The 14,397-nt window shown below is 65.6% G+C and carries 13 protein-coding genes, 1 tRNA gene, 1 pseudogene and 1 riboswitch; of the genes and pseudogenes, 10 read left to right on the top strand and 5 right to left on the bottom strand.

Annotated elements, in window-relative coordinates; all coding sequences use genetic code 11:
* Positions 1–137: pseudogene (gene glyA / locus FB600_RS20455) on the bottom strand (serine hydroxymethyltransferase); the annotation flags it as partial.
* A 140-nt stretch (positions 138–277) separates the two neighbouring features.
* Positions 278–377, bottom strand: a riboswitch (ZMP/ZTP riboswitch).
* A gap of 249 nt (positions 378–626) precedes the next feature.
* Here glyA and FB600_RS20465 point away from each other — a divergent pair.
* From FB600_RS20465 to FB600_RS20505, 9 genes are all read left to right on the top strand, one after another.
* On the top strand, positions 627–1,373 hold the full coding sequence (locus tag FB600_RS20465) for an SDR family NAD(P)-dependent oxidoreductase (RefSeq protein WP_017921779.1): 747 nt from the start codon (positions 627–629) through the stop codon (positions 1,371–1,373).
* A gap of 100 nt (positions 1,374–1,473) precedes the next feature.
* Positions 1,474–1,944: a tol-pal system-associated acyl-CoA thioesterase gene (gene ybgC / locus FB600_RS20470; RefSeq protein WP_013696777.1), complete on the top strand. Its 471-nt coding sequence runs from the start codon at positions 1,474–1,476 to the stop codon at positions 1,942–1,944.
* Positions 1,945–2,124: 180 nt separating this feature from the next.
* Positions 2,125–2,802 (top strand): protein TolQ, encoded by a 678-nt coding sequence (gene tolQ, locus FB600_RS20475; RefSeq protein ID WP_013696776.1) that lies wholly within the window; start codon positions 2,125–2,127, stop codon positions 2,800–2,802.
* Positions 2,803–2,812: 10 nt separating this feature from the next.
* Positions 2,813–3,262 (top strand): protein TolR, encoded by a 450-nt coding sequence (tolR, locus tag FB600_RS20480; RefSeq protein ID WP_096749666.1) that lies wholly within the window; start codon positions 2,813–2,815, stop codon positions 3,260–3,262.
* The gene (tolA, locus tag FB600_RS20485) at positions 3,259–4,305 is read left to right on the top strand and encodes a cell envelope integrity protein TolA (RefSeq protein ID WP_096749667.1); all 1,047 of its coding nucleotides are present in this window, start codon (positions 3,259–3,261) and stop codon (positions 4,303–4,305) included. The genes tolR and tolA overlap by 4 nt, the downstream gene beginning before the upstream one ends.
* Before the next feature lie 97 nt (positions 4,306–4,402).
* A complete protein-coding gene (gene tolB / locus FB600_RS20490) occupies positions 4,403–5,704 on the top strand; it encodes a Tol-Pal system beta propeller repeat protein TolB (protein WP_098154509.1) in 1,302 nt (433 codons plus the stop codon).
* Between the two features lie 17 nt (positions 5,705–5,721).
* Complete coding sequence (pal, locus tag FB600_RS20495) at positions 5,722–6,237, top strand: peptidoglycan-associated lipoprotein Pal (protein ID WP_017921203.1); 516 nt, start codon at positions 5,722–5,724, stop codon at positions 6,235–6,237.
* 19 nt (positions 6,238–6,256) lie between these two features.
* A complete protein-coding gene (ybgF, locus tag FB600_RS20500) occupies positions 6,257–7,006 on the top strand; it encodes a tol-pal system protein YbgF (RefSeq protein ID WP_098154510.1) in 750 nt (249 codons plus the stop codon).
* Positions 7,007–7,086: 80 nt separating this feature from the next.
* Positions 7,087–7,162, top strand: a tRNA-Lys gene (locus FB600_RS20505).
* Between the two features lie 126 nt (positions 7,163–7,288).
* Here the strand turns inward: FB600_RS20505 and FB600_RS20510 are convergent.
* From FB600_RS20510 to FB600_RS20525, 4 genes are all read right to left on the bottom strand, one after another.
* The gene (locus tag FB600_RS20510; protein WP_096749668.1) at positions 7,289–8,239 is read right to left on the bottom strand and encodes a hypothetical protein; all 951 of its coding nucleotides are present in this window, start codon (positions 8,237–8,239) and stop codon (positions 7,289–7,291) included.
* The gene (locus FB600_RS20515; RefSeq protein ID WP_145757291.1) at positions 8,232–9,398 is read right to left on the bottom strand and encodes a DUF2515 family protein; all 1,167 of its coding nucleotides are present in this window, start codon (positions 9,396–9,398) and stop codon (positions 8,232–8,234) included. Before FB600_RS20515 ends, FB600_RS20510 begins: the two co-directional genes overlap by 8 nt.
* 18 nt (positions 9,399–9,416) lie before the next feature.
* Positions 9,417–12,116, bottom strand: coding sequence for a type VI secretion system Vgr family protein (locus tag FB600_RS20520; protein ID WP_145757292.1), 2,700 nt, complete (start codon positions 12,114–12,116; stop codon positions 9,417–9,419).
* A 303-nt stretch (positions 12,117–12,419) separates the two neighbouring features.
* Positions 12,420–13,193, bottom strand: coding sequence for an SDR family NAD(P)-dependent oxidoreductase (locus tag FB600_RS20525; RefSeq protein ID WP_013696767.1), 774 nt, complete (start codon positions 13,191–13,193; stop codon positions 12,420–12,422).
* Positions 13,194–13,480: 287 nt separating this feature from the next.
* Between FB600_RS20525 and FB600_RS20530 the strand changes: the two genes are divergently transcribed.
* Entirely contained in the window at positions 13,481–14,386 is a 906-nt protein-coding gene (locus tag FB600_RS20530; RefSeq protein ID WP_096749671.1) for a LysR family transcriptional regulator, read from the top strand.
* Positions 14,387–14,397 lie beyond the last annotated feature (11 nt).

The following is a 14,397-nucleotide window of genomic DNA, read 5'->3' on the forward strand; positions in this document are numbered from 1 at the left end:
GCCATCACGGCCGGGCTCGTGTAGTTCTCGGAGGCGATCAGCTCGATGTGATCTTCCTGGCGCTGGTTTTCCTGCTGGATCGCCTGCCAGAGGTCGGGATCGACGTTCGCGATGGTGCTTTGGGCTCTGTCAAACATACGGTTTCCGTCAAGTGTGTACAGGTTGACCGGGGCGGGCCGAGTACATTGCGCGCTGCTGGCGGACGGCCAGCCCGGCGCGACGGAAGGATCCGGTTACGCAAGGCGGACAGCCACCGGCAATGTACGCAACGGCGCACAACGGCTGCCCAGGCGAACGGCAAAAACGACGCCCTGCGCTTCACGGTGGGATGCTCCACCTTGAACCCGAGGGTTCTATCGCCAGTCACGCAGGGGCTGATGAGCGCCGTAGTTTATTGGATGGACGATGAATAGGCAACCGGCCGCCCGCCCCTGCGGCGCAATAAGGGCGCGATCCAAATTGCCGCGAATGCCCCGCCGGGCCTGCCTCCGGCGTCGGCTTCGAGCCTGGCGCGCAGGTCGCGGCCGAGCCCGGGCACGGCCCGTGTCGCCTTGCCGCAACGCGGCATTGTCAGTAGGCTAACGATCCCCCCTATCGTTTCACCCCACCGACCAGGAGCAGCAGCAATGATCGTGTTCGTCACCGGCGCATCCGCGGGATTCGGCGCCGCCATCGCCCGGACCTTCGTCAAGGGCGGCCATCGCGTGGTCGCCAGCGCGCGCCGCAAGGACCGGCTCGACGCCCTCGCCGCCGAACTCGGCGAGGCCCTGTTGCCCGTCGAGCTCGACGTGCGCGAGCGCGGCGCCATCGAGGCGGCGCTCGCGGGCCTGCCGGCGGACTTCGCCGGGATCGACGTGCTGGTCAACAACGCCGGCCTCGCGCTGGGTACCGAGCCGGCGCAGCGGGCCAGCCTCGACGAGTGGCAGACCATGATCGACACCAATTGCTCGGGCCTGGTCACCGTCACGCACACGCTGCTGCCCGGCATGATCGCGCGCGGCCGCGGCCACATCTTCAACCTGGGCTCGGTCGCCGGCACCTACCCGTACGCGGGCGGCAACGTATACGGCGCGACCAAGGCATTCGTCCGACAATTCAGCCTGAACCTGCGCACCGACCTGCTGGGCACGCCGCTGCGCGTGACCGACATCGAGCCGGGCCTCTGCGGCGGCACTGAATTCTCCAACGTGCGCTTCCGCGGCGACGACGAGAAGGCCGCCAACGTCTACGCCAACGTCGAGCCGCTCACGGCCGAGGACATCGCCGACACGATCTACTGGATCGCCACGCGCCCGGCCCACGTCAACATCAACACCGTCGAAATGATGCCGGTCGCGCAGGCCCCGGCAGGGCTGGCCGTGCACCGCGGCTGAAGGCTGCCGGCAGGCCCGCCCGGAGCGCGCGCAGCCGCGCCGGGCGGGCCGCTGCGCGCGCAACATTCGGTTACGAAACGGCGCGAAACGTTCCGGTAGAATGCGCGCCATGACCGAACCCGAACCTCCGCCCGAAGCCGTGCCCTCGTTTCGCTGGCCGGTTCGCGTGTACTACGAGGACACCGATGCCGGCGGCATCGTGTACTACGCGAACTACCTGCGCTTCTTCGAGCGGGCCCGCACCGAATGGCTGCGGGCCTGCGGCCTCGACCAACGGCGCCTGGCCGCCGAGACCGGCGCGATGTTCGTGGTGCGCGACACGGCGGTCGACTACCGGGCGCCGGCGCGGCTGGACGATCCGTTGACGATCGTCAGCCGGATCGAACGTTTCGGGCGCGCCTCGCTGATCTTCGTGCAGGAAGCCTGGCTCGGCGACCTGCTGCTGGTGTCGGGGCGTACCGGCATCGGCTGGGTCGACCGCGAAACGCTGCGGCCGACCGGCATTCCGCCCTCGGTCCGCGATGCACTGGAACGGGGACCGGTACCAAGCGTGTCAACGGCCGAGGCCTGAGCGCCGTTTAGACAGAGCCGATGAACTTGCGACCCTGATTCGGGACCAACGACGGCACGGCAAGGAGCGATGCGGGCAGCCGAAGGCCGGCCCGCCACGCGCCGCCGGACGCCGGACCCGTAGCGCGCCAGCGGCATCGAAGCGGCGCGGCGGCCAAGAAGGCATGACAACCACACACCTATGAACTCTGCACAAGACCTGTCGATCGTTTCTCTCGTCCTCAATGCGAGCGTGCTCGCCCAGGCGGTGATGGGGCTGCTCCTGCTGCTGTCGCTGATGTCCTGGACGTTCATCTTCCGTAAATGGTTCGCGATCCGTCGCGCGCGCAAGCAGACCGAGCGTTTCGAACGCGATTTCTGGTCCGGCGGCGATCTCCAGGCGCTCTACCAGAGCGCGGCGAACAATCGCCACACGATCGGCTCGCTGGAACGGATCTTCGAATCGGGCATGCGCGAGTTCCTGAAGGCCAAGGAAAAGCGCATCTCCGATCCCTCGCTGATCCTCGACGGCGCCCGCCGCGCGATGCGCGCCTCGTTCCAGCGCGAGATGGACATGCTCGAGGCCAACCTCGCCTTCCTGGCCTCGGTCGGCTCGGTCAGCCCCTACATCGGCCTGTTCGGCACGGTCTGGGGGATCATGAATTCGTTCCGCGGCCTGGCCAATGTGCAGCAGGCCACGCTCGCCAACGTCGCGCCCGGCATCGCCGAGGCCCTGGTGGCCACCGCGATCGGCCTGTTCGCCGCGATTCCCGCGGTGGTGGCCTACAACCGCTACGCGCACGACATCGATCGCCTGGCCAGCCGCTTCGAGACCTTCGTCGAGGAGTTCTCGAACATCCTGCAGCGCCAGGCCCAATAAGGAGCACGCGATGGCCGGCACTCCCCTTCGTTCCAGCATGCGCGGCGGCCGTTCGCGCCGCTCGATGGCCGACATCAACGTCGTGCCCTACATCGACGTGATGCTGGTGCTGCTCGTGATCTTCATGGTCACGGCCCCGCTCGTGGCCCCCTCGATCGTCAACCTGCCGACCGTCGGCAACGCGGCGCCGCAGGACCAGACGCCGCCCGTGGTGGTCAACATCCAGGCCGACGGCCGCATGAGCGTGCGCTACAAGAGCGACGCCGGCGCCTCGCAGGAAGACACCATGAACAAGGCCGAGCTCGACGACTTCATCGCGTCGCGGCAGGCCGACCATCCCGACCAGCCGGTGGTGATCGCGGCCGACAAGACCGTGCAGTACGACAAGGTGATGACCGTCATGTCTGACCTGAAAGCGCGCGGCGTCAAGCGCGTGGGCCTCCTCGTCAAATCGCAATGAACCAGCGCAAGACCCGCACCGCCTCACCGCTGCAGCCGCCTCGAGAGCGCGGCACGGGACGCGCGTTCCTGCTCGCGGCGCTGATGCACGTGCTGCTGGTGGCCCTGCTCTACCACGGCATCAATTGGCAGAACAGCACGCCGGCCGGCGCGGAAGCCGAGCTGTGGACCGAGGTGCCGGATTCGCCGGCGCCGCGCCCGGTGCCGCCGCCCGCCCCGCCGGTGCGCGTCGCGCCAGCGCCGCCTCCGGCGCGGGACGACGATGCCGAGATCGCCCTGCAGCAGAAGCGCCGCCAGCAGCAGGAAGCGGCCGCGCGCGAGGCGCAGCTCGCCGAGCAGCGCCGCGAGCAGGCGCTGAAGGCCCAGCAGCAGGAAGCCGAAGCCAGGCGCGCCGCCCAGCTGGCGGCGCAGCAGCTCGCCCAGCAGCAGGCAGCGGAAAAGCAGAAGCAGGCCGACAAGTTGCGCCAGCAACAACTCGCCGAACAGAAGAAACTCGAGCAACAGCAGAAGCTCGAGCAGCAACGCAAGCAGGAGCAGGCACAGGCTGAAGCGCAGAAGAAGGCCGAGGCCGAGAAGGCAGCGGCCGCCAAGGCGGAAGCCGCGGCCAAGGCCAAGGCCGACGCGGCCGCGAAGGCCAAGGCCACCGCGGCGGCCAATGCCAGGCTCGACAAGGAGCGCCAGGCGCGCCTCGCGCAGTTGCAGGGCGCGGCGGGCGGCCAGGGCGGCAGCGACGGCCTGGCCAAGAGCGGCACGGGTTCGGGCTCGGGCGGCAATGCCACCTCGCCCGGTTATGCCGACAAGGTCAAGCGCCGCGTCAAGCCGTTCATCGTCTGGAACGGCGCCACCGAAGGGCTGGTGACGCGTGTGCAGGTGCGCTGCTCGCCGTCGGGCGACGTGCTCGGCGTCTCGGTGGTGAAGCCCAGCGGCAATCCGGCCTGGGACGAAACCGTGGTCGGCGCGGTGCGGGCGGCCTCGCCCCTGCCGCCCGATACTAACGGGAGCACCCCGGCGAATATTGCAATTACCTTCCGGGCGGCCGAGTGACACGAAATCGGCATACACTCGCGCCGTCGCCACAAGGAACGAATCGGCTATTGTTAGGTCTTTGCGGTTGCACAGTTACATACGGGAAACAGGACGCATGAGTTTGATGACGAAGCTGGGTTTCAGGGCACTGGTGGCCTCGTGCCTGATCGCGGCGGGCAGCACCGCCAACGCGCAGGTCAATGTGCTCATCACGGGCGTCGGGTCGACGCAGTTTCCGATCGCCACCGCGAATTTCGTCAACGAAGGCGGCTTGCCGCAATCGGTGACCGCCGTGGTGCGCGCCGATCTGGCCCGTACCGGCAAGTTCTCGAATGTCGACGCCGGCAGCACGCCGATCCCCGAGACCGCCCCGGTCGACTACGGTGCCTGGAAGGCAAAGGGCGCGAACGCGCTGGTCGCCGGCACCGTGAACCGTGAAGCCAGCGGCCAGGTGAAGGTCGACTTCATGCTGTTCGACACGCTCAAGCAGCAGAGCCTCGGCGGCCTCTCGCTGACGGCCGGGGGCGATGCCGAGAGCATGCGCAAGACCGGCCACAAGATCGCCGACTTCATCTACCAGAAGCTGATGGGCGTGCGCGGCGTGTTCAGCACGCGGCTGTCCTACGTGACGCGCTCGGGCGGCAAGTATCGTCTGCTGATTTCCGATTCCGACGGCGAGAACGCGGTGCCGGCCCTGACCAGCTCCGAGCCGATCATCTCGCCGGCCTGGTCGCCGAGCGGAACGAAGGTTGCTTACGTGTCCTTCGAACTGCGCAAGCCGGTGGTCTATATCCACGACCTGCCGACCGGCCGCCGCTACGTGATTTCGAACCAGAAGGGCAACAACAGCGCGCCGGCCTGGTCGCCGGACGGCCAGACGCTGGCCGTGGCACTGTCCCTGACGGGCAATACCCAGATCTACTCGGTCAGCGCGACGGGCACCGGCCTGCGCCGGCTCACCCAGAGCAGCTCGATCGATACCGAACCCTTTTATTCTCCTGATGGCCGGTGGATCTATTTCACCAGCGATCGTGGTGGCGCGCCGCAAATCTACCGGATGCCCGCACAGGGCGAGAGCGCCGGCAGCGCGCAGCGCGTGACGTTCACGGGCAGCTACAACACCAGCCCGCGCGTCAGCCCCGACGGCAAGTTGCTCGCGTATATCTCGCGCACCGGTGGGGGCTTCAAGCTGTATGTCCAGGATCTGCAAACCGGCGCCGCCAACGCGGTCACCAATACGACGCATGACGAATCGCCGAGTTTCGCGGCAAACGGTCAGTACATCCTGTACGCGACCCAAGCCAATGGCCGCAGTGTGCTGGCCGCTGTCCCCTCGGACGGCAGCTCGCCGCCGCAGATTCTGCCCGTCCAGGGCGGCTCCTTCCGTGAGCCGTCGTGGGGGCCATTCATGCAATGACCAACAGGAGATTCACCATGATGACCAATAAAGCTCGCCTGGCACTCGCCGTGATGATGATCAGCGCCCTCGCCGCCTGTAAGTCGGGCGTCAAGCTCGACGACAAGGCGAACCAGCAAGGCAACGCGCTGCAGACGCAACCGAACCCGACCGACGTCGCGCAAGTGAACGTCGATCCGCTGAACGATCCGAACAGCCCGCTGGCCAAGCGCAGCATCTACTTCGACTTCGACAGCTACTCGGTCTCGGACCAGTACCAGTCGCTGCTGGCCCAGCACGCCCAGTACCTGAAGAGCCACCCGGCGCGCCACATCCTGATTCAGGGCAACACCGACGAGCGCGGCACCAGCGAGTACAACCTCGCGCTGGGCCAGAAGCGCGCGGAAGCGGTTCGCCGCGGCCTGTCGCTGCTCGGCGTACCGGATTCGCAGATGGAAGCGGTCAGCCTGGGCAAGGAAAAGCCGCAGGCGCTGGGCCACGACGAAGCCTCGTGGGCGCAGAACCGCCGCGCGGACATCGTCTATCAACAGTAAGCAAGGAAACCCAAGCCGTATGACGCACCGCTTCCCCTGGCTGCGTGCAGCCGCCGCGGCCTGTGTCGCCGGTGTCGCGCTCGGCGCGGCGCCGGCCCACGCAGGCATGTTCGACGACGACGAAGCCCGTCGCGCCGTGCTCGATCTGCGTAGCCGCACCGACAACCTGACCAGCCAGTTGTCGGCCGCGCAACGCACGATCCTCGACCAGTCCGGCCGTCTCGACCAGCTCAACCAGCAGGTCGCGACGCTGCGCGGGCAGAACGAGGACCTGACCAATCGCCTGACCACGCTCGAGCGTCAGCAGCGTGACGGCTACACCGACCTGGACACGCGGCTCAAGAAGTTCGAGCCGCAGCAGACCACGGTCGATGGCGTCGAGGGCACGGTCCAGCCCGGGGAAACGGATGCGTTCAACGCGGCTTCGCAGCAGTTCCGCGCCGGCGACTTCAAGGGCGCGGCGGCCTCGTTCCGCGCCTTCATCGCCAAGTATCCGCAGAGCCCCTACCAGCCGGTGGCGCAGTACTGGCTCGGCAACGCGCAGTACGCGCTGCGCGACTACAAGGGCTCGACGGCGACCTGGCAGGCGCTGGTGAAGGCCTTCCCGCAGCACCCGCGCGCCGGCGACGCCCTGGTGGCGATCGGCACCAACCAGTTGGAGCAAGGCCAGAAGGCGGCCGCGAAACGCACCTTCGAACAGGTCGTCTCGCAGTTCCAGGGGTCGAGCGCGGCGCAGGCGGCGCAGGCCAAGATCGATTCGATCAAGTAGGCGAGATGGAGTGGCGGCAAGCCTGTCGAGGGTCAATTCTTGACAGGCTCGAAAAATCTCCGCTACAATCTCGCCTCTTTGGGTCGTTAGCTCAGCTGGTAGAGCAGCGGACTTTTAATCCGTTGGTCACTGGTTCGAATCCAGTACGGCCTACCAAGAAAATCAAAGGGCTGCAGCGCCTCGGCGCTGCAGCCCTTTGTCCGTTTACGGGTCGTGTAGCCCCATCCTATGGGCCTACACGACCCGCATCAATCGATGCGATACCTACCATCCACGACCATTTCATGGCTTGGGCAACGCCACGCCGGCGATGATCGGATCGGCCCAGTCGTCGAGAATACGCGCGCCGGCAGCCTTCGCCTTCACCTCGGCCGCGTGCCGCTGCCGCAGCAGGCTAGGAACCTCGCTCGCGTATTTGGCCCGAGCCGCTTCGTAGGTGGGACCGAAGGTGTCGAGCCACGCGGTTTCCGACTGGATCCGCAGATCGAGCTGATCGCCGAGCGTGACGGGCAGATCGGCGGAGCGCTCGTCGCGCTCGTACTTCAAATCGACGAATTTCCCGTCCGCATACCACTGCCAGAGCGTGGTGCCGCCGCGCGACAGATGCCGCCAATCCTCGAACGTCAGGGCGTAGCCTGGATCGGCCTGCGCCAGCGACGGCGAGCTGGCATAGGTCGGTCCGGCGTAGCTCTCGGGCGTGAAGGAATAGGTCCGCCTGCCCTCCAGCCGCGGCGACGACAGCGGAATATAGCGCTTCCAGCCAGCCTGCCGGATCACCTGCAGCACGCCCGTCACGTAGCCGTACATCGCCCGGTCGTAGGCGTCGAAAGCGGCCGTGTCGTGGACGTCGGTCGGCGAGACCGGCACCTTGAACACGACGTGAATGGTGCGGATCCTGCCGCCCTCCTCCGTGTCGGACATGAATTCGACATCGGTGGCCTGCGGCAACAGCATCCGGTGCCGCGCATCGCGGAACTCGAATACCGGCTCGGCGCCGGTCGCGATCCGGCTCGCGTCGTACATCAGGGCAGTGGAGAGCTGCGAGCGCTTGACGGGGACCCGTGCCGTGCGGGCAACCTCGTCGCCGTTGTCGCCGATGCCGAAGATCAAATCAGGTTGCATGGTGGAGGTTCCGTTGCGCGCCATCGAGGAGGTCGTCATATGCCAGCCGTAGCCACCCGCGCACGACGCGACGAGCAGCGCGAGCGCCGTGAATCCGAGGCGCCTACGCATCCTTCCAGCCCGCGATCGTGGAAATCTGCTGGATCATGTACGGCCGGTATCGCTGGCTCGACATCAGGGCGTGGTACTTGTCGAGAATCTTCTTCACGTATTTCATGCGTTCGGTCGCATTGTAGAGACTGCCATCCTTGCGCTCCATGGTGACCTTGATGGCGTCCTCGCCGAGGCCGGCCGACTTCATCCGCGGATCGTTCGGATCGATCTCGGCCGAGGCATTGAAGAACAGCGTCGGGTCCTTCGCGCCGGAAAAAACTCGCAGCACCGGCAGCCGGCCAAAGTCGTTCATGTCGATAGCGTTGCGAAATTCCGCGTGGTTGTAGACCATCGCCTGCAGGTGCAGCGTCTGCTCGTGCAGCAGGAACTGCCATGCGGCCTTGTAGGCGAGATCGGGACGCTGCTGCGCGCCCGCCGCTTCATAGCTCTCGAGCAGCGCGAAGCCGTTCGACAGATAGGTCGTCACCTGGCACTGCTTCATTTCCGCGAGCGCCGCGCCGTCGTTGATCATGTCGCCACCGATCACCCATAGCGGATTCGACTTCTTCTTCAACCCGTCGATCAGCCCATCGTTCTGCCCCATCGCCCACGGCAGCCCCTGGACGATCTTCCTGACCGCGGGATCGTAGCTCTCGACGTTGCGCCGGGCCTTGCAGTGCTCGAACAGATCCTTGCCGTACTTCCGGTAGAACAGGTGCCAGCTCGTGACCTCGAGGAACACCCAGAGATTGCCCTTGGCCAGATAGTAGAACGTGACGATCGCCGACATCCGTGCCTGGCCGAGCGCCGACTGCGCTTTGTCCCACGACAGGAAGTGCAGCGCGAGATCCATCCCCGCCACCACCTCCTTGGCCGCAAACGCCGCGAGGCCGGGCCAGTAGAAGCGCCCAGCCTTGTCGGTACCCTCGTCGCCGAGGAACAACTGCGCGTAGTTGCCGGCCGTGCGTTTCGCGCGCCGCATCGGATCCTTCAGGAAGTTCAGACCATCCGCCTCGAGCGCGACGTTGTCCATCTGGATCATCGACCATTGATGTTCACATGTGACCGTGCAGTCCTTGCACGAGTCTGGCGTCTGGTTCAGCGTGCTCTCGCCGAGCAGGCCGCCCTTCAGATATACCGTGCCTTCCTCTTGATTCACCAGCGATTCGTCCGCCACGCGCGTCTCCCGGTTGCGTCATTCGAATTGATCGGAGCCGACCTGGATATTCGGCACGTGCAGATACGCCTGGATCGGGTCGGGCGACTGGCTGAACACGCGCGAGATCGAGCCCTGGTCGCTCGCGACCGTCTTCATCAAGTCGCCGCGCATCTGCAGCAAATGATCGAGGTTCGGCAGCGGCTTGCCGAGTTCGTCCTTGAACTGCAGTGCCTCGTCGTAGGGGCCGGCGGTCGGCTTGAACGCGCCGAGGTTGGTATGCAACTGCGTCGGGCCAGTGAACGCATGCGAGGCCCCCTTCACATCGACCTTTCCAGGGGCGTGGATCTCGATGTTGCCGTCCTTGATCCGAATGTAGGCCCCACCCGAGGTCAGCAGGATCTCCTGCTGTGCGGCCACTTCGATCTTCTCGGTTGCCGACAGGACCTTCACCGTCTTCTGGGCGCTAAGCTCGATGTCGTCCGAATGCGCCTGGATCTCCACCTTCCCCTTCGCTGCGAACAGCTTCATCCCGGCATTCTGCACGAACAGGCTGATCTTCTCCGCCACGCTCGCGACCAACGACTTCCCGCTCGCGATGAACGTGCTCTGGCCGCTGATCAGGTTCGTTTGCTCATCGCTCGAGACGTGCACGGATTCCTGCGTTGACAAGGCGATACCGGACGGGCTCGCCACCAGCATGACAGGACTCTTGAACACATTCGCATTGCCCGTTCCACCTCCCGCCGTCCGCCCGCCAGCCTGCGCTCCCGGCACGCTGTTTTGCGTCGCATCGGTAAACTTCTTCAGCGCATCGTGCCCATTCATCAGGTTTTCCGCCTGATGCGTCTGGCTCGCCTGCGACATCGCCTCGATCACGCTTTCCGCGCTGACGAGTTGCTGCCGAGCCTCGCGCACATCGAGCGGCTGGCTGCCAGCCGACCCGGCATGCGTCGTGACGTAGAGACCCCGGCTGGCGCGCACGGCGCCATAATCGTCGGTCCGCAGGTCGAAGCCACTGCCCAGGTAGCCGCCGCGCGTATTGCCACTCTGATCGATCAGATAGCCCAGATGCAGCAAACTGTCCGCGCTGCTGCTCATCAGCTGGACCCGGTTCTGGCCGGTCGCGTCGTCCATCACCATCTGGTTGTAGCCGCTGCCGCCGTATTCTTTCGAACGGTGGCCCGAGAGGATGCCGTTGCTGTGCCACTGGGGCTTCACCGCGCCGTTGTAGACGCGATGTAGTACGATCGGTCGGTCGCAATCACCGCCGACGTAGCCGACGATCACCTCCTCACCGACGCGCGGCATATGCACACCGCCGTAGCCTCCTCCGGTATCGGACTGCGCAACACGCACCCAGCACGAGGCACGCTCATCGCCGTCGTTCAGGCGATCCCAGACGAAGCACACCTTGACGCGATTGAGCTCGTCGGTATGGACCTCCTCGCCGCTTGGACCAACGACGATCGCCGTCTCCAGGTGCATCTCGGGCTTCTTGTGCTCGAATGGGCTGCGGTACGGCACGGTGGTGCGTTGCGCTTCCACCTCGGCCAGATAGAAGCCCGTCGACCCGTCGTCGTGATTCACGGCAACGCCTGCGTACCCGGCCTTGGCCCGCGCCAGCGCCGTTTGCAGGCTGTGCGGAAAATGCGTTTCCTGCTCCGACAACGGCAGGTTGTTCTCGATGTAGCGCCAGACCTTGATCGCGACAAACTCTCGCTGGGCGGCAGGATCGCGGTCGTGCTCCGGGTGGCCGCTCAAGTCGAACCGCAAACCTGCATCGACGCCACGCACACCACCGGCTCCCGTAAATCGCTTGGCCCGTGATTCCCATTCTTCCAGATGCACTTTGGAAAGATGCTCGCCTCGATCCTGCCGATCGTAGGTGTAGGCGCCCGTGTACTCGTAGACTTCGGTCTGCTCCGGCAAATTTCCCTGCCCAGCCATCGTCGGCAGGGTGGTTCCTTTCGGATTAGCGGCCGATGCAGGAGCCTTGTAGTCGAACGTGCGTGTCGTGTGTGTCGTGCTCTGCAAGGTCCGAACGCCACTCCACTGCGTTAACGCGTCGGCCTCGCTGCCGATGCCCGACCGATAGAACTGGACCGGATTCGGCACGACTTGGTCCAGCGCTTGAATGTCGTCGGTCACGACGAGCGTGTGCGATTTACCGTCCTTGCCCTGTCGCCAGAAACCGAACAGGCCTTCCTCCTCCATCAGTCGATGGACGAAATTCCAGTCGGATTCGCTCTGGCGGCAATACGACCGCGACGGCAACGCTTTCGACAAGGCAAACTGGAAATGACCTTGGGCTTGAGGATGCTGATCGAGGACATCAGCAATGATCGCGTCAACGCTCCGATCCTGCCAATACCGCATGTCACTGCGAAATCGCAGGAAGTGCATCCACGACGCGAAAACCAGCTGATAAACAGTAAAACTACCATCTGCACCGAGGCGACGTGCCGTATGCACGTAGCCGTTGACCGGCAAATAGGATTTGTCCGCCTGCTGGATCCACAGCGTCATCGACTGCGCGATCAGCGCCTTGAGTTCGACGTCGCCAGCCGTCGAGATCATGTCGAGCGTCACGCTGAAGTCGCGTCCGATCTCCGACGTTGCCAAGACGCGACATGGCACCATGGTGTTGGCCGGCAATGACGGAATGTCCGCCTTGATCAGCCGGTCTTGCTGAATGAGTCCACCCTGAATGGCCTGAATCAAATCGGTTAGGTTCATTCGTTAGCCACCTTGTTGTCTGCCCACCTACTGGCTGCTCTCTCTCGAGGACGGCTCCCCGATTCCTACTGACGGAACGATTCTAAGGGCATCGAAGATTCAAGGGAATCCTCAATAGAAAGAATTTTGAAAGAATACACCGGCATGTATTGATCCGTTTGCTACATGGGTAAGCTGTATCGACTACACGAAACGCCTGGACGACTCGGCGGATAGATCGTCGTGACAAGAAAGCCTGGTCTCGCGACCGGGCTTTCTGCTTTTGCGCGCCGCCGCAGCGAATCAAGCCGCTGGCTCAGCAGCTCAAGCCACCGAATATCCCCCGTCGGCCACCAGCGCATGCCCCGACACATAACTCGCATCGTCCGACGCGAGGAACGCGACGATGGTCGCCATCTCCCCGGCCGTGCCCCAGCGCCCCGCCGGCGTGCTCGTGGCGAAGGCCTGCTGGGCCTCGACCGACGGCCAGATGCCGCGATGATGAAACGGCGTCTCGATCAGTCCCGGGCACAGCGCGTTGACGCGCACACCGCGCCGGAACCACTCGATCGAGGCGGTCTTGGTCAGGCCGACCACGGCATGCTTGCTGGCGATATAGACCGAGGCATTCTCGAAGCCGATCACCCCGCCCATCGAAGCATTGTTGATGATGCTGCCGCCGCCCTGCGCGAGCATCAGCTCGGCTTCGTAGCGCATCGAATTCAGCACGCCGCGCACGTTGAGGTCGAACACCTGCTGGTAGCGCTCGGCCGTCTGCTCGACCAGCGGCGCGAAGCTGCCCTCGGTGCCGGCATTGTTGAAGGCGATGTCGAGCCGGCCATAGATGCCGGCCGCGAAGTCGACCAGCGCCCTGACCTCCGCCTCCTGCGCGATATCGGCAACGAAGGCGCGCGCCTCGCCGCCGGCCGCCGCGATCTCGGCCACCAGGCTGTCGAGCTCCGGCTGGCGACGCGCGGCCACCACCAGCTTCGCACCGCGGCGCGCCAGTTCGATCGCCGCGGCGCGGCCGATGCCGGAGCTGGCGCCCGTCACCAGTGCGACACGTCCCGCGAGTTGCCCTTGAATCTTCGTTTCCATGATTTCGCTCCTTGGCTTGGCGGCCGCTTCGCCACCGGTTGATCGATTCGACAGAGCGAAGTATCGGAGCCCGGCTGATGAAAATAAATGGAATGATCGAGCATTGAAAATTCCTTGAAGAAGAACGTTTCGCGTCAAGGCCGAAACGACTGGCACGGCGCCGGGCGCAGCCCACAAGACACCAGCGGCCCGCCCCGCTTCGATTGACTCGCGCCCCGCAACGCGGGAACAATGAGCGGCCGGAACACCCTCCTTTCCGGCCATTCTTCCCAGCGGAACAATCGATCATGCTCGATCGCCTCGAATTGCTAACCGTCTTCGCCGCCGCCGCCAAGGCGTCGAGCTTCCGCGATGCGGCGCGCCGGCTCGGCGTCTCGCCGCAAGTGGTGACGCGCGCGATCCGCGAACTCGAGCAGCGGCTCGGCGAGACGCTGTTCCACCGCAACACGCGGCGCGTGCAGATCACCGCCTACGGACAATGGTTCGCGGCGAACGCGCAGACGGCGCTGGCCGGCATCGACGCGCTGTTCGATGCAGCCGGCGCCGCGCAAGCCGACGACGTCGCGGGCACGGTCCGGCTCACGGCGCCCGGCTATTTCGGGCGCCATTACGTGATGCCGATCCTGATGGAGCTGGCGCGACGGCACCCCGGCCTCACGCCCGACCTGCGCCTGTCCGATACGCCTTCGGCGGTGGTGGACGAGCGCATCGACATCGGCGTGCGGGCCGGTTCGATCGGCGACAACCGCTTCGTCGCGCGCGAGGTAGGACCGCTGCCGATATGGGTGGTCGGCGCGCCCGCGCTGATCGAGCGCGTCGGCGAGCCGAACACGCCCACCGCGCTGGCAGCCCTGCCCGTCACCAGCCTGATCGACCGCGCCAGCGGCCGGCCCTGGCCCTGGCTGTTCCGCGGCGACACGCCGTTCCAGACGCCCGCCCCGGTCTTCGTCACCGACGACGTCGAGGCCGAGATCGCCGCGACCTGCGCGGGCCTCGGCTTCAGCCAGTGCGCCGAATACCTGCTCCGCCCGCAGCTCGAGAACGGGCGGCTGGTTCGCGTGCTGCGCCGCTTCGAGCCGCAGCCCTGGAAGCTGCACGTCTACCGCCCGCAACGCGGGCCGGTGCCCAGGCGGATCCGCGTGGTGTTCGACGCGCTGGTGGCGGGGCTGGCCGGTGCGACCTGGCGCGGCTGACGCGCGCCACG

The organism is Burkholderia sp. SJZ089 (assembly GCF_007828315.1).
GTDB lineage: Bacteria > Pseudomonadota > Gammaproteobacteria > Burkholderiales > Burkholderiaceae > Burkholderia > Burkholderia gladioli.

Coding starts and splice junctions, on each gene's coding strand:
- FB600_RS20465 (WP_017921779.1), top strand. CDS start 627: ATGATCGTGTTCGTCACCGGCGCATCCGCGGGATTCGGCGCCGCCATC.
- ybgC (WP_013696777.1), top strand. CDS start 1,474: ATGCGCGCCATGACCGAACCCGAACCTCCGCCCGAAGCCGTGCCCTCG.
- tolQ (WP_013696776.1), top strand. CDS start 2,125: ATGAACTCTGCACAAGACCTGTCGATCGTTTCTCTCGTCCTCAATGCG.
- tolR (WP_096749666.1), top strand. CDS start 2,813: ATGGCCGGCACTCCCCTTCGTTCCAGCATGCGCGGCGGCCGTTCGCGC.
- tolA (WP_096749667.1), top strand. CDS start 3,259: ATGAACCAGCGCAAGACCCGCACCGCCTCACCGCTGCAGCCGCCTCGA.
- tolB (WP_098154509.1), top strand. CDS start 4,403: ATGAGTTTGATGACGAAGCTGGGTTTCAGGGCACTGGTGGCCTCGTGC.
- pal (WP_017921203.1), top strand. CDS start 5,722: ATGATGACCAATAAAGCTCGCCTGGCACTCGCCGTGATGATGATCAGC.
- ybgF (WP_098154510.1), top strand. CDS start 6,257: ATGACGCACCGCTTCCCCTGGCTGCGTGCAGCCGCCGCGGCCTGTGTC.
- FB600_RS20510 (WP_096749668.1), bottom strand. CDS start 8,239: ATGCGTAGGCGCCTCGGATTCACGGCGCTCGCGCTGCTCGTCGCGTCG.
- FB600_RS20520 (WP_145757292.1), bottom strand. CDS start 12,116: ATGAACCTAACCGATTTGATTCAGGCCATTCAGGGTGGACTCATTCAG.
- FB600_RS20525 (WP_013696767.1), bottom strand. CDS start 13,193: ATGGAAACGAAGATTCAAGGGCAACTCGCGGGACGTGTCGCACTGGTG.
- FB600_RS20530 (WP_096749671.1), top strand. CDS start 13,481: ATGCTCGATCGCCTCGAATTGCTAACCGTCTTCGCCGCCGCCGCCAAG.